General features: G+C 63.0%; 12 protein-coding genes. 6 read left to right on the forward strand and 6 right to left on the reverse strand.

The genetic code is table 11. The annotated features are described in order from the left end of the window. Positions 1-16: 16 nt before the first annotated feature. Positions 17-907: a phosphoserine phosphatase SerB gene (gene serB, locus FFM53_RS21630; protein WP_138387168.1), complete on the reverse strand. Its 891-nt coding sequence runs from the start codon at positions 905-907 to the stop codon at positions 17-19. Here serB and miaA point away from each other — a divergent pair. Then, on the forward strand, positions 906-1,802 hold the full coding sequence (miaA, locus tag FFM53_RS21635; RefSeq protein ID WP_138330557.1) for a tRNA (adenosine(37)-N6)-dimethylallyltransferase MiaA: 897 nt from the start codon (positions 906-908) through the stop codon (positions 1,800-1,802). The genes serB and miaA overlap by 2 nt on opposite strands. Here miaA and pdxR read toward each other — a convergent pair. Then, on the reverse strand, positions 1,799-3,307 hold the full coding sequence (gene pdxR / locus FFM53_RS21640; RefSeq protein ID WP_173883622.1) for a MocR-like pyridoxine biosynthesis transcription factor PdxR: 1,509 nt from the start codon (positions 3,305-3,307) through the stop codon (positions 1,799-1,801). The two genes, miaA and pdxR, sit on opposite strands and share 4 nt — an antisense overlap. A gap of 151 nt (positions 3,308-3,458) precedes the next feature. Between pdxR and FFM53_RS21645 the strand changes: the two genes are divergently transcribed. Both FFM53_RS21645 and FFM53_RS21650 read left to right on the forward strand, forming a co-directional pair. Further along, positions 3,459-4,073 (forward strand): LysE family translocator, encoded by a 615-nt coding sequence (locus FFM53_RS21645; RefSeq protein ID WP_138387170.1) that lies wholly within the window; start codon positions 3,459-3,461, stop codon positions 4,071-4,073. Positions 4,074-4,094: 21 nt separating this feature from the next. Further along, positions 4,095-5,021, forward strand: a complete 927-nt coding sequence (locus tag FFM53_RS21650; protein ID WP_138387171.1) for a dihydrodipicolinate synthase family protein — start codon at positions 4,095-4,097, stop codon at positions 5,019-5,021. On the opposite strand, the gene FFM53_RS21655 is transcribed toward FFM53_RS21650, so the two are convergent. Further along, positions 5,006-7,045, reverse strand: a complete 2,040-nt coding sequence (locus tag FFM53_RS21655) for an ATP-binding protein (protein ID WP_138387172.1) — start codon at positions 7,043-7,045, stop codon at positions 5,006-5,008. The genes FFM53_RS21650 and FFM53_RS21655 overlap by 16 nt on opposite strands. Positions 7,046-7,368: 323 nt before the next feature. On the opposite strand from FFM53_RS21655, the gene FFM53_RS21660 reads away from it, so the two are divergent. Both FFM53_RS21660 and ilvN read left to right on the forward strand, forming a co-directional pair. Continuing rightward, positions 7,369-9,159, forward strand: coding sequence for an acetolactate synthase 3 large subunit (locus tag FFM53_RS21660; protein WP_138387173.1), 1,791 nt, complete (start codon positions 7,369-7,371; stop codon positions 9,157-9,159). An 83-nt stretch (positions 9,160-9,242) separates the two neighbouring features. Beyond that, a complete protein-coding gene (gene ilvN / locus FFM53_RS21665) occupies positions 9,243-9,815 on the forward strand; it encodes an acetolactate synthase small subunit (protein ID WP_138387174.1) in 573 nt (190 codons plus the stop codon). Between the two features lie 102 nt (positions 9,816-9,917). On the opposite strand, the gene FFM53_RS21670 is transcribed toward ilvN, so the two are convergent. Continuing rightward, positions 9,918-10,766 (reverse strand): aldo/keto reductase, encoded by an 849-nt coding sequence (locus FFM53_RS21670; RefSeq protein ID WP_138387175.1) that lies wholly within the window; start codon positions 10,764-10,766, stop codon positions 9,918-9,920. 150 nt (positions 10,767-10,916) lie between these two features. Between FFM53_RS21670 and FFM53_RS21675 the strand changes: the two genes are divergently transcribed. Further along, positions 10,917-11,510, forward strand: a complete 594-nt coding sequence (locus FFM53_RS21675) for a LysE family translocator (protein WP_138330563.1) — start codon at positions 10,917-10,919, stop codon at positions 11,508-11,510. Here the strand turns inward: FFM53_RS21675 and FFM53_RS21680 are convergent. Both FFM53_RS21680 and FFM53_RS21685 read right to left on the reverse strand, forming a co-directional pair. Next, positions 11,502-11,978 (reverse strand): DUF2269 family protein, encoded by a 477-nt coding sequence (locus FFM53_RS21680; protein WP_138330564.1) that lies wholly within the window; start codon positions 11,976-11,978, stop codon positions 11,502-11,504. The genes FFM53_RS21675 and FFM53_RS21680 overlap by 9 nt on opposite strands. Then, positions 11,978-13,252, reverse strand: a complete 1,275-nt coding sequence (locus FFM53_RS21685) for an SDR family oxidoreductase (protein WP_138387176.1) — start codon at positions 13,250-13,252, stop codon at positions 11,978-11,980. The genes FFM53_RS21680 and FFM53_RS21685 overlap by 1 nt, the downstream gene beginning before the upstream one ends. Between the last annotated feature and the right edge of the window lie 56 nt (positions 13,253-13,308).

Below are 13,308 nucleotides of genomic sequence, written 5' to 3' on the forward strand. Positions count from 1 at the left end.
TTGCGCGGTATCGCCTTCAAGCCGTCACGAAATCCGTCTTCCGGTAGCCCTGGATATAAAGCAGGGCGGTCAAGTCGCCGTGGTTGATGCGCATCTGCGCTTCGGCGGCAACAGCGGGCTTGGCGTGGAGCGCGACGCCGGAGCCGGCAAGGTGCAGCATGCCGAGATCGTTGGCGCCGTCACCGACGGCGATCGCTTCTTCCGGTGAAATGCCGAGGCTTGCCGCAATTTCGTTCAACGCATCGACTTTCGCTTGTTTTCCGAGGATCGGTTCGGCGACGAAGCCGGAGAGGATGCCGCCGTCTTCGAGCAGCGTGTTGGCACGGTTCTCGTCGAAGCCGAGGGTGGCGGCGATGCGGCTGGTGAAGACGGTGAAGCCGCCGGAGACAAGCGCGGTGTAATGGCCTTTCGACTTCATGGTGGCGATCAGTTCCGGCCCGCCGGGGGTGAGCGTGATGCGCTTGGCGATGACCTCGTCGACGACCGATATCGGCAGCCCCTTCAGCAGGGCGACACGCTCACGCAGGGCCGGTTCGAAAGCGATCTCGCCGTTCATGGCGCGAGCAGTGATGGTCGCGACCTTCTCCTTCAGGCCGACTTCGGCGGCGAGTTCATCGATGCATTCCTGGCCGATCATCGTCGAATCCATGTCGGCGATCAGTAGCTTCTTGCGGCGGGTCTCCTGCTCCTGGATAACGAGGTCGATGGGCACGCTTGATATGACGGCAAGGATACTGGCCTCGGCCGCTTGCGCATCGGTGCCGTCGCGCAGCGCGATGTCGCAGGCAACGCCATCTGCCAGCCAGTAGAGGCCGGAAGCCTTCACGGCCTCGGCCGCCTGCTCGGCGATCTCGGGTGCCAGCACGGGATTTGACGGATTGGCAACAAGCGTGGCAACGAGGGCCATGATGGAAAACCTTCTGAGCACAGTGAACGCGATCCTGATAACCGGGCCGACCGCCAGCGGCAAGTCCGCGCTCGCTGTCGAATTGGCCAAGCGTCATGACGGCGCGGTCGTCAACGCCGACAGCATGCAGGTCTACGACACGCTGCGGGTGCTGACCGCGCGCCCGTCGGAAGAGGAGATGCAGGGTGTGCCGCATTATCTCTACGGCCATGTGCCGGCGGGTGTAGCTTATTCCACAGGCGCCTGGCTGCGCGATGTCGCGACACTACTACCGGCGCTCAGGGCCGCGGGACGGCTGCCGGTCTTCGTCGGCGGCACGGGGCTTTATTTCAAGGCGCTGACCGGCGGTCTCTCCGATATGCCCGATATACCCGAGGCGCTGCGGGAGACCCTCAGGACGCGGCTGCTGCAGGAGGGGCCGGACGGGCTCTATGCCGAGCTCGTCGAGGCCGATCCCGCCGTGGCGGCAGGTCTCAGCCGCCAGGACGGGCAGCGGATCGTCCGGGCGCTGGAGGTGATGAAGGCGACGGGACGGTCGATCGCCGAATTCCAGGGCCAGTCGGGACCGGTGATCATCGACGCCGATAAGGCCCGCAAGATCGTCGTGCTGCCGGATAGGGCGGTGCTGCATCAGCGCATCAACGGGCGTTTCGAAAAGATGCTGGAGCAAGGCGCGGAAGATGAGGTAAGGGCGCTGCTTGCGCTCGACCTGCAGGCCGAGGCGCCTGTGATGAAGGCAATCGGCGTGTCGCAGATTACGGCGATGATCAGGGGCGAGATGACGCGCGACGAGGTGCTGGAGAAGGGGGCTGCGGCGACGCGGCAATATGCCAAGCGGCAAATGACATGGTTTCGCAACCAGATGGACGATAGCTGGGAACGGCTGACGGTTTAGGCTTCAGGTCGTTGCAGGCCTCCTGCTTGAGACATCTGCAAGCTCAGCAGTTTGACGAGTTCGCCCACCGCCGCCTGCAGTTGGTCCGGCAGAAATCCGCCGAAGCCCAGCATCAGGCCGGGGCGCGCCGGCCGCGCGGCATACATTGGGGAGATCGCCCGCACGGCGAGGCCGGACGAGAGTGCGCGGGCTGCGAGTTGCACGTCGTCGACCTCCTCGGGCAGCCATAGAAGAATATGCATACCCTGGTCGCTCTGCTGGACGCGGCACCCCTCAGGCAAGGCCCGGGCGAGGGCCGAAAGCAGAACAGCGCGGCGCTCGGCATAGAGGCCGCGGATGCGTCGAATATGCGCTTCGAAATAGCCTTCCCTCATATAGGCCGCCAGAACGTGCTGTTCGGCGATCGGCGAATGCCGGTCGAGAATGGCGCGGGCGCCGGCAAAGGCTTCCGCGAGCGGAGGAGGGGCGATGACGTAGCCGAGGCGCAGGGAAGGAAAGAGCACCTTGCTGAACGTGCCGAGATAGACGACGCGTGACGGACGCAACCCTTGCATCGGCGGAAACGGGTGTCCGGCATAACGCAGCTCACTGTCGTAGTCGTCCTCGACGATCCAGGCGCGATTTTGGTCGGCCCAGGCGATCAAGCCATTGCGTCGGGCCATGCTGAGCGGCATCCCGATCGGATATTGGTGCGAAGGGGTGACAAATGCGGCGCGCGCCTGTGGACAGAGCTCGAGGCCGCGTTCCACGTTCATTCCCTGTGCATCAACCGGCAGGCGGTGTGTCCGTACGCCGAGATCGTCGAGCACTGCCGTCAGGCCGGGATAGGCCGGGTCCTCGGCCCATACCGTATCGTCACGCGAGAGAAGAACACGGCCCGCCATATAGAGGCCTTGCTGAGTGCCTGATGTAACGATGACCTGTTCCGGCTCGCAATGAACGGCCCGCGCGCGCCGGACGTGGTCGGCAATGGCAAGCCTGAGTTCGAGCAAGCCCATAGGGTCGTGATAACCCGAAGGTGCGGCCTGTCGCGACGCGCGCACGCGGTTGCCGAGACGGCGCCAGCTGTCGTCGGGCGCAATGCCGCAAGCCGGGACGGCGATGGCGAAGGGAACGGGTGGGTGCGGAGTGAGCGCACGGGCAATGGCGATCAGCCGGGCAGCCGGGGAGGGCAGATCGACAGCATCCGCGGTAGTCGCCGCTGCCGGCGCAGGCGGGGGCGCCGGCGTCGCGTCCATCAGATGAGCGGCAACACGGGTTCCGGCTCCGACCCGCGCTTCGAGATAGCCTTCGGCAGTCAACTGATCGAACACTTCGACGACGGTGCCGCGCGCGATCTTCAGCGAATCCGCAAGGCTCCGCGTCGAAGGAAGGCGTTCGCCTGGCCTCAGCTCACCGCGGGCGATTGCATTCCGCAGGGCCTGCGCAAGCTGGCGGCCGACGTTAGTCGTTCGATCTATCGCGTTGAGCGACGGGATTTCGATGGTGCTGCGCCGTTTGGACATCGCAAAATGGTCCATAGAGATTCTTCAAAAATGGCGCTTCACGATGAACCAATTTTCGAGGAAAAGGAAGCAGATTGGCGGCTCTCCGATGGCGAATTCTTCGCCTTCGGGGTCGTGCCGTGCGCGGGCGCAAACTTCTGGAAAAACGCAAATGCAGGATCTTCTCGTCGTCTACATTGCCTACGCAATCGCTGCAGGCAGTCCCGGACCGAGCAATATGGCCATCATGAACGTGGCGATGCGGCAAGGGCGTCGACCGGCGCTCGCCCTTGCCGCCGGGGTTATCACGATGTCGACATGCTGGGGGCTAGTTGCGGTCACCGGCATCTCGACACTCCTCGTCCGCTATGCCCATGCCCTGCTGTTTCTCAAGATCGCAGGCGGATTGTACCTTCTTTGGCTCGCCTGGAGGGCGGCCCGCTCGGCAACCGCCCCGGATAGGCCGGCAAGCGAGGTCGTGCGGCCTGCCGCGCAACTCGGCGCGCTCTATCGTCGCGGCGTTCTGATGCATCTCGGCAATCCGAAGGCGGTTCTGGCCTGGGTGGCGATCATGTCGCTCGGCCTCAAGCCGGGCGCTTCGCCGGAGATGGCCGTCACGGCTTTCGGCGGCTGCGTGCTCTTGGGGATCTCGATATTTGCCGGCTATGCCATGCTCTTCTCGACGGCGCCGATGGTGCGCGGCTACGCCCGTGCGCGGCGGTGGATCGAGGGTAGTCTCGCCGTCTTCTTTGCGGGCGCCGGATCGCGCCTTCTGTTCTCACATTGACCGGATTTTCAGGATCGCATCATGTCTGTCGCTTCTCCGTTTCATGGTCTTTCGGCCTTTCCGCCAACGCCCGCCGATAGGGATGGCCGGGTTGACACCGAAGCCCTCGGCCGCCTGCTGGAACGCCTGTGTGATGCAGGCGTGGCTTCGATAGGCCTTCTCGGCAGCACCGGGATCTATGCCTTTCTCACACGCGAGGAGCGACGGCGAGCCGTCGAGGCTGCGGTCGAGTGCGTTCGTGGTCGTATTCCGATCGTCGTCGGCGTCGGCGCTCTGAGGACAGACCATGCCCAGAACCTGGCGAGGGATGCCGAGGCTGCCGGTGCAGACGCTCTTCTGCTTGCGCCGATGTCCTACACGCCGCTGACCCAGGACGAAGCCTACGAGCATTTCCTGGCGGTCACCGAGGCGGCGAAGCTGCCGCTTTGTATCTACAACAATCCCGGCACGACCCACTTGACCTTCAGCCGGGATCTTCTGCAGCGCCTATCCGATATCGAGACGATCAGGGCCGTGAAGATGCCTCTGCCTGCTGACGGCGATTTCGCAGGCGAGCTGGCGGCATTGCGAGAGAAGACCAGGCTTGCGATCGGCTACAGCGGCGACTGGGGCGCGGCCGAAGCGCTGCTTTCAGGTGCCGACGCCTGGTACAGCGTCATCGGCGGCTTGCTTCCGCGCGTCGCCCTCGCCCTGACCAAGGCCGCAATTGCAGGCGAGGACGGCGAAGTGCGTCGGCTCGATGGTCTTCTCGAGCCGCTCTGGCAAACGTTCAAGGCGTTCGGAAGCCTTCGCGCGGTCTACACGCTGGTCGACCTTCTTTCACTCGCCAGGGCAGAGCTCCCACGCCCTCTCTTGCCGCTCGGGCCGATAGACCGGCAGCGTGTGCTCGACGCCGTCGAGCCTCTGATCGCCCTGGAGGGCGAGCTGAAGGCTCAATCCTTGTTGTAGAGGCTGCTCAGCGGTTTTTTCAGGATGCTTTCGCGCAGCGACGTGCCGGGTTCCCGGCGGGAGACGGCGGGCTGGTCCGCCGGCGGTGTCGGCCGGGGAAAGACCGGCTCGTCGCGACGCATCTCGCGGCGGAGCGCGTCCAGCCGGGGATCGATCGCGGGTGACGTGGCCGGGTCCAGCCGCGGCGTCTGCGGCAGCAGTTCGCGGCGGTAGGATTCAAGCGGTACGGAGGCGGGCGGCGCGGCGGAAGAGGCGGGCTGGGCGTAGGGCTTGGAGTCGAGATCCTCGTCGGCTGCATCAGCCTCGTCGAAACCTGCCACGGACGCGGCATAGTTCTGCTGGAAATTCGAAATGTCGGGTCCAACGGTCACCGCCCGCATGCGGGTGACGATCTTGCGCAGATCGACCGTATCTGGATCTTCCTCGCTTTGCTTGCTGTTGGCGCTGCTCGCCTTCGGCAGGAGGTTTTCGTCGACGCGGGAAAAACGCATACGCATCGGCACGCTGATCGCCTCGCCAAAGGCGATCGCCTCGCCGTTGCCGATCGAGGAGATGAAGCTCGTGGTCGAGATCGACGAGTTCGGGATGGCCGAGCGGATGATTTCCTGGTCGCGGTCGTTGGCGAGGCGCATGGCAAAGAGCGTCGAACACTGCGACAGGATCGTCTGGTCGAGCTCGCCCGGTCGCTGCGTGATGATGCCGAGCGAAACGCCGTATTTGCGGCCTTCCTTGGCGATGCGGGCGATTGCCTGGCGCGTCGGCACGAAGCCGAGGCTCGGATCGGAGGGGATATAGCGGTGAGCTTCCTCGCAGACGACGAGCATGTGGATGGCGCCGTCGCTCCACAACGCCACCTCGAAGGCCATGCGGCAGAGCACCGAGGCGACCGAATTGACGACCTCGGAAGGAATGCCGGCAAGCTGGAAGGTGCAGATCGGCCGGTTCTCGCCAGGGATTCGAAAGATCTGCGCGATGGTTTCGGTGATCGTGTCGCTGATCGTGTTGTTGGAGAACATGAAGTGATAGCGCGGATCGTTGATCGCAGCGATGAGGCGCATCTTCAGCGACCGCAGGAAGGGCTTTTCCGAGCGGCCCTCCAGGCGGCCGATGCGCTCGTCGATCAGCGCCAGCAGATCGGCCATGCGGTAGGGAACCGGCGTATCGGCGGTGATCGAACTTTTTTCCGTCGTCCGGCGCACCAGCGAGTTGTCGCTGCCGCGGAAGGCGCGCTTGGCTTCCGGCAGGATATCGCGCAGCATGTCGAGCTCCTCGGGCACCGGCGGGCGGCCGCGAAAGACGACTTCGGCGAACTCCTCCAACCGCATCAGCCAGAAGGGCAGGTCAAGCGTATCGGTATCGATGGTGACGGCGTGCTGAGGAAATGCGGCGGCGAATTCGTTATGCGGATCGAGGATCAGGACACGCAGCTTCGGGTCCGCCGCGATCGCCTTGTGCAGGAGCAGCGACACGGCCGTCGACTTGCCGACGCCGGTCGAGCCGACGACGGCGAAATGCTTGGAGAGCATCGAGGGGATATGGATCGCCGCATCGATGCTTTCGTCCTGCGTCAGCTTACCGATGACGGCGGTCGTGCCCTCGCCGGCATCGTAGATGCGCATCAGGTCTGCGGATCGGATGCGGTGCGCGATGGCGCCGAGATAGGGATAACGCGAGATGCCGGTCGAGAATTCCTCTCGCCCGTCCTCGTCGACACGGACCTCGCCGAGCAGCTCGGTCTCGATCTTGAAAATATTGTCTTCGCCTTCGCCCCAGGCATGGCTGCCGGTGTTCATCTGATAGACGAGCGCGACGACGCGGTTGCGGCCGACGCTGATCGAAATCAGCCGTCCCACGGACCAGAGTTCGGTAAGATCGGTGCCGCCCTGTTCGGCGACGGCGGCGATCGTCGCCCGGGAGCCGCTGCATGCAACGACGCGGCCGAGAAAGCGATTTCCCGGCGCATGGCCATCGCGGCGATCATGCTCGCCTGCCTTGCCAGACGTGCGCAAGTCGTTGTTGAGCAAAGGGCTACTCCATGCGGTAGCGTAGAAGAATAAAGTCGATCCTTTAACAAATCCTTCATCCTATCGATTTTCGGGGATGCAGGCGTGGGGCAGTTTTTTATTGCGGCATGCGTTGACGCTGCGAAATTTTCTGTCTATCACTTCCGACCATGAAAATCGCAACGGCTCTTATCGTGGTGGGAAAGCGCATGGGCAGGATGGTGTAACCATCCGGCAATAGCCACCCATGCGCTAGATGACAGGCTCCTCAGGGGCCTTTTTTTATGCCCGAAATCAGGGCTTCCGGCCACAAACGCAATCCCAGCATCAAACGGAACAGACAGATGAGCACGGACAATCAGGCGGCAGGCAATCGGATGACGGGAGCGGAGATCGTTCTCAAGGCGCTGAAGGACAACGGCGTCGAACATATCTTCGGCTATCCCGGCGGCGCGGTCCTGCCGATCTATGACGAGATCTTCCAGCAGGAGGACGTCAAGCACATCCTCGTCCGCCACGAGCAGGGGGCAGGCCATGCGGCCGAAGGTTACGCCCGCTCCACCGGCAAGGTCGGCGTCATGCTGGTGACCTCAGGTCCGGGCGCTACCAATGCCGTTACGCCGCTGCAGGATGCGCTGATGGATTCGATCCCGCTCGTCTGCCTGACCGGCCAGGTTCCGACCCCACTCATCGGCTCCGACGCCTTCCAGGAATGCGACACGGTCGGCATCACCCGGCCCTGCACCAAGCACAACTGGCTGGTCAAGGATGTCAACCAGCTTGCCGCCGTCATTCACGAGGCCTTCCGCATCGCCCAGTCCGGCCGTCCAGGCCCCGTCGTCGTCGATATTCCGAAAGACGTGCAGTTTGCGACCGGCACCTATACGCCGCCCGCCGATTACGCGATCCAGAAGAGCTACCAGCCGAAGGTCCAGGGCGACCTCAACCAGATCCATGCCGCGATCGAACTGATGGCGAATGCGCGCCGTCCGATCATATATTCCGGCGGCGGCGTCATCAATTCCGGCCCCGAGGCTTCCAAGCTGCTGCGTGAGCTGGTCGAGCTCACCAATTTCCCGATCACCTCGACGCTGATGGGCCTCGGCGCCTATCCTGCTTCAGGCAAGAACTGGCTGAAGATGCTCGGCATGCACGGCTCCTACGAGGCCAACATGGCGATGCACGACTGCGATGTCATGGTCTGCATCGGCGCCCGCTTCGACGACCGCATCACCGGCCGTCTCAATGCCTTTTCGCCGAATTCGAAGAAGATCCATATCGATATCGATCCGTCCTCGATCAATAAGAACGTTCGGGTCGATATCGGCATCCGCGGCGATGTCGGCCATGTCCTCGAAGACATGGTCCGCCTGTGGCGGGCGCTGCCGAAGAAGCCGGAAAAGGGCCGCCTGGACGACTGGTGGACCGATATCGCCCGCTGGCGGGCACGCAACTCCTTCGCCTATACGAAGAGCAATGACGTCATCATGCCGCAATATGCGTTGGAGCGGCTCTTCGCCCACACCAAGGACCGCGATACCTACATCACCACCGAGGTCGGCCAGCACCAGATGTGGGCGGCGCAGTTCTTCGGTTTCGAGCAGCCGAACCGCTGGATGACCTCGGGCGGCCTCGGCACGATGGGCTACGGCCTGCCGGCCGCGCTCGGCGTGCAGATCGCCCATCCCGACAGCCTCGTCATCGACATTGCCGGCGACGCGTCGATCCAGATGTGTATCCAGGAAATGTCGGCGGCGATCCAGCACGATGCGCCGATCAAGATCTTCATCATGAACAACCAGTACATGGGCATGGTGCGCCAGTGGCAGCAGCTGCTGCACGGCAACCGCCTGTCGAATTCCTACACGGAGGCGATGCCCGATTTCGTCAAGCTGGCAGAAGCCTATGGCGCCGTCGGCCTGCGCTGCGAAAAGCCGGATCAGCTCGATGACACCATTCTGGAGATGATCGAGGTCAGAAAGCCGGTCATCTTCGATTGCCGCGTCGCCAATCTCGCCAATTGCTTCCCGATGATCCCCTCGGGCAAGGCCCATAACGAAATGCTGTTGCCGGACGAAGCCACCGACGAAGCGGTCGCCAATGCGATCGACGCCAAGGGCCGCGCGCTCGTTTGACATTTTTAATTTACGCATAATCCTTTCCGAAAATCGCTTTCGATTTTCAGGGTTATGCGGCAGGGAAGAGGAAACTCAAGACCATGAACGCACACCTACAGCCCACGGGCTCCGCTTACTTCATCTCGCCGGAAACGGCGGCGGTCGAAAGCCACACGCTTTCGGTTCTCGTCGACAACGAACCGGGGGTTCTTGCCCGGGTCATCGGCCTGTTTTCCGGCCGCGGATACAATATCGAGAGCCTGACGGTCTCCGAGACCGAGCATCAGGCGCATCTTTCCCGCATCACCGTCGTCACACGCGGCACGCCGCAGGTGCTGGAGCAGATCAAGGCGCAGCTGGAACGCATCGTGCCGGTGCATCGCGTCGTCGACCTGACGGTGCGCGCCCGCGAACTCGGCCAGGACCGGCCGATCGAGCGCGAAGTGGCGCTGGTCAAGGTGATCGGCGAGGGTGACATGCGCGCCGAGACCCTGCGCCTTGCCGATGCCTTCCATGCCAAAGTGGTGGACGCGACGGTCGGCCACTTCATTCTGGAGATCACCGGCAAATCGTCGAAGATCGATCAGTTCGTGGCGATCATGAAGCCGCTTGGCCTCATCGAGGTTTGCCGTACCGGCATTGCGGCGATGAACCGCGGCGTGCAGGGCATGTAAATATTACACAGCCCGGGCATGTAAGATTACAGCCCGGGCATGTAGAAATACAGCCTGGGCATCCAAACCCGATGCTGCAATAGATGGGAAAGCCGCTGAAGGTCAAAGCATCTCTAGCGGCTTTTTCTTTGTGGGCGGCGGGAAGGCGGCGTCCAAGGCATCCCAGTCGTCGTCGGTGATATCGAGCGAGACGCAGTCGCGGTTTTCCGCGGCGCGTTCGGCATTCGAGGTCTTCGGAATGACGATGACGCCGTCGCGTTCGAGCAGGAAGGCGAGCGCCAGCTGGGCCGGTGTCGCCTGATAGGCCTTGGCGATGCGGATCAGTTCGGGATGGTGCAGGATGCTTCCCTGTTCGATCGGCGAATAGGCCATGACGGGAATGCCGCGGCTCTGGCACCAGGGCAGCAGATCGAACTCGATGCCGCGGCGGGAAAGGTTATAGAGCACCTGGTTGGCGGCGACATTGGCGCCGTCGGGCACGCCGAGCAGCTCCTCCATGTCGTCGGTGTCGAAGTTGGAGACGCCCCAGGCGCCGATCTTGCCGGATGCCTTCAGCATTTCGAAGGCGGCGACGGTCTCTGTGAGCGGATGGTCTCCGCGCCAGTGCAGCAGATAAAGATCGATGCGATCGGTGCCCAGCCGTTCTAGACTGCGCTCGCAGGCCTCGATCGTGCCTTTCAGGCTGGCATTCCAGGGATAGACCTTGCTGACGATGAAGACCTCGTCGCGCCGGCCCCTGATCGCCTGGCCGACGATCTCTTCGGCGCCACCGTCGCCATACATTTCGGCGGTGTCGATCAGCGTCATGCCGAGATCGATGCCGGCCTTGAGGCTTTCGATCTCGGCCTTGGCATGGCCGGCATCCTCGCCCATGGCCCAGGTGCCCTGGCCGAGCGCTGGCACCTCAGTGCCGTTTGGGAATGTGATCGATGGAATCGGGTCGTCCTGCATGGTTTCTGTCCCTTCGACAGGAGATTGGGCCGGGTCGCCATCTTTCAAGTAATCCTGTCACCATGACAATGATGTAATGGCAGCGGCTGTTTAGGACAGTTATGCTGACCTAAATAACAGGCCGCAGAAAAGCTGGCTTCGGGAGGTCGCATGCCGCTGGATACATTTCTCGCCCTCGTTCTCTTTGCCTTCACGACCTCGATCACGCCGGGACCGAACAATATGATGCTTTTCGCATCGGGGGTGAATTTTGGTTTCCGCAGGACGATCCCGCATATGTTCGGCATCGGCGCCGGCTTTTTCTCGTTGCTGATCGGCGTTGGCCTTGGGCTCGGCGCGCTGCTGCACACCGTGCCCATGGTCTATATGGTGCTGAAGTTTGCGGGCGGCGCCTATCTCGTCTGGATCGCCTGGAAGATAGCCTCTTCGCGCTCGCTCAGCGAGGGCCGCAGCGCCGTCGAGCCGATGTCCTTCGTCGCGGCGGCGGCCTTCCAGTGGGTCAACCCGAAAGCCTGGGTGATGGCGGTCACGGCGATGGCGACCTATACCAATCCGCAACTCTACCTAGTCAGCGTGCTGATCGTCGGTCTCGCTTTTGCGGCAGTCAATGTGCCTAGCGTTTCGACATGGGCCGGCTTCGGCTCGGCGTTGAGAGAATGGCTTTCCGATCCGGTGCGGCTGAAATGGTTCAATATCAGCATGGCGGTACTCTTGGTGCTAAGCCTCTGGCCGATGCTAAAATAGAGTGATTGCCGGCTTAATAAGCATCAGCCAGAGAATGCCGATGACGGCGAAGAAGGCCGGAAAACCGCAGGCGAACCAGATGCGGTAAAGGCTGAAATAGGCCGGCGGCAGGGCTTTTCCCGCCGCTGCTGCTGCGCGGGCAAGATCGCGCAAGCGGATCTGGATCCAGACGACCGGCAGCCAGAACAGGCCGGTCACGACATAAAGCAGCAGCGACAGCGCAATCCATCCCTCCGACAGCTCCCAGCCGATCGACCGGGCCAGCAGATAGCCGGTCACCGGCTGGACAATGGCTGCGGTGGCGGTGAAGAGGGTGTCGGCGATGACAACCGTGCTGGCGACATGGGCGATCAGACGGGGATCGCGTGTCCGGTGCGCCATCACCATGAAGAAGGCGATGCCGGCGCCGGTGCCGAAGAGCACGGTCGCGCCGATGACATGGGCAAGCAGCAGCCATTCCTCAAGCATCAGCGTTCATCCAGCGTGGCAAGTGCGGTGAGCGTCAGCAGGATCGATGGCAGCACCTTGACGAGGGGACCGAGCGGATCGAGCCAGAGTGCGGGTTCGAGCAGGCTGGCGCCGGCAAGATAGGCGAACGACACGGCCAGCATGCCGAGAAGGGCGCGTTTCGCCAGCGGGCGAAGGAGGACGGCGGCGCCGAGAACGATATCGATCAGGCAGGTTGCAAGCGTCAACGCCGTTGCTGCGGCCTCAGGCATGAACGGCAGGAAGTGAGCGGAGGTCTTCTCCGGTGTCAGCAGCGGGATCAGACCGGAGAGCAGCCAGAAAACGGATAGGCCTGATATGACGAGCGGCTTCAGAAGATAGAGCCTGGCAAACCAGAGATCCTGTACGCCGGAGGGATTGGCCGAGAGTGTCGCTGCCGCGGGTGTCGTGGGAAGGCTGCTCCCTGTTTTCGAGCTCCGCACGCCTTCGGACATGACTGTCATCGCCGTCGAGCGCAGCGGCGAACGCCAACCGAGCAGTCCTGATAGATCGGCCAGCCACGTCACCGGGCTGGCAAGCCAGCGGGGGAGAGCGAACACGCGAGCGGGCGGCAGGCCGAGCCACTGGCGGTGAAGGCGGACGAGATCGGCGAGCGGCAGAACTTCGTCGGCGGCAAGATCGATATCGCCGGAGATGCCGCCGGAGACTGCCCGCGACACGGCTTCCGCCACATCGTCCACCGAAAGCATTTCGACCGGACTTTCGGCATGGACCAGCGGCAGCACCAGGGGAAAGGCGGCAAGCGACCGCAGCAGCGCTGAGCCGCCATGGGCATTGCGGCCGAGAACGAGGGCAGGGCGCAGAATGAGATAAGCCAGACCGCTTGCAGCCAGCGCCTCGTCGGCCCGCCGCTTGGTGGCGAGGAAGGGAAGATCGCTAGCCGCTCCCGCTGTCCTTGCCGATATCTGCACGATCAGCGGGCGTGACGAGCGTTTGGCTGCGGAATAGAGCGCCAACATCGCCTCAGCCTGGGTGGCCGACAAATCGTCCGACAGGCCGTCCTGCAGGGCGCCGGCGCAATTGACGACGACATGCTGATCCTTGAGGATATCATCCCAATCCGCTGGTTTCGTCATGCGTGAGATATCTGCGCGCCGCCAGTCGATCGCCGGCTGTTTCAAACGGGCACGTACGGGATTGCGGCCGAGCCCGGTCACGACGTGGCCTTCGGCAACGAGCCGGGCCGCGACGACGGAGCCTATGAAGCCGGTTGCGCCGAGAATCAGGATGTTCATGACAGGAGATTAGCGGAAAAGCGCATGAGACATAGAAGGGCTTGGCGGGCCTTCGG

The sequence above is a fragment of the Rhizobium indicum genome, from assembly GCF_005862305.2.
Lineage (GTDB): Bacteria > Pseudomonadota > Alphaproteobacteria > Rhizobiales > Rhizobiaceae > Rhizobium > Rhizobium indicum.

Coding starts and splice junctions, on each gene's coding strand:
- serB (WP_138387168.1), bottom strand. CDS start 907: ATGGCCCTCGTTGCCACGCTTGTTGCCAATCCGTCAAATCCCGTGCTG.
- FFM53_RS21650 (WP_138387171.1), top strand. CDS start 4,095: ATGTCTGTCGCTTCTCCGTTTCATGGTCTTTCGGCCTTTCCGCCAACG.
- pdxR (WP_173883622.1), bottom strand. CDS start 3,307: ATGTCCAAACGGCGCAGCACCATCGAAATCCCGTCGCTCAACGCGATA.
- FFM53_RS21660 (WP_138387173.1), top strand. CDS start 7,369: ATGAGCACGGACAATCAGGCGGCAGGCAATCGGATGACGGGAGCGGAG.
- FFM53_RS21685 (WP_138387176.1), bottom strand. CDS start 13,252: ATGAACATCCTGATTCTCGGCGCAACCGGCTTCATAGGCTCCGTCGTC.
- FFM53_RS21670 (WP_138387175.1), bottom strand. CDS start 10,766: ATGCAGGACGACCCGATTCCATCGATCACATTCCCAAACGGCACTGAG.
- FFM53_RS21645 (WP_138387170.1), top strand. CDS start 3,459: ATGCAGGATCTTCTCGTCGTCTACATTGCCTACGCAATCGCTGCAGGC.
- FFM53_RS21675 (WP_138330563.1), top strand. CDS start 10,917: ATGCCGCTGGATACATTTCTCGCCCTCGTTCTCTTTGCCTTCACGACC.
- FFM53_RS21680 (WP_138330564.1), bottom strand. CDS start 11,978: ATGCTTGAGGAATGGCTGCTGCTTGCCCATGTCATCGGCGCGACCGTG.
- miaA (WP_138330557.1), top strand. CDS start 906: ATGATGGAAAACCTTCTGAGCACAGTGAACGCGATCCTGATAACCGGG.
- ilvN (WP_138387174.1), top strand. CDS start 9,243: ATGAACGCACACCTACAGCCCACGGGCTCCGCTTACTTCATCTCGCCG.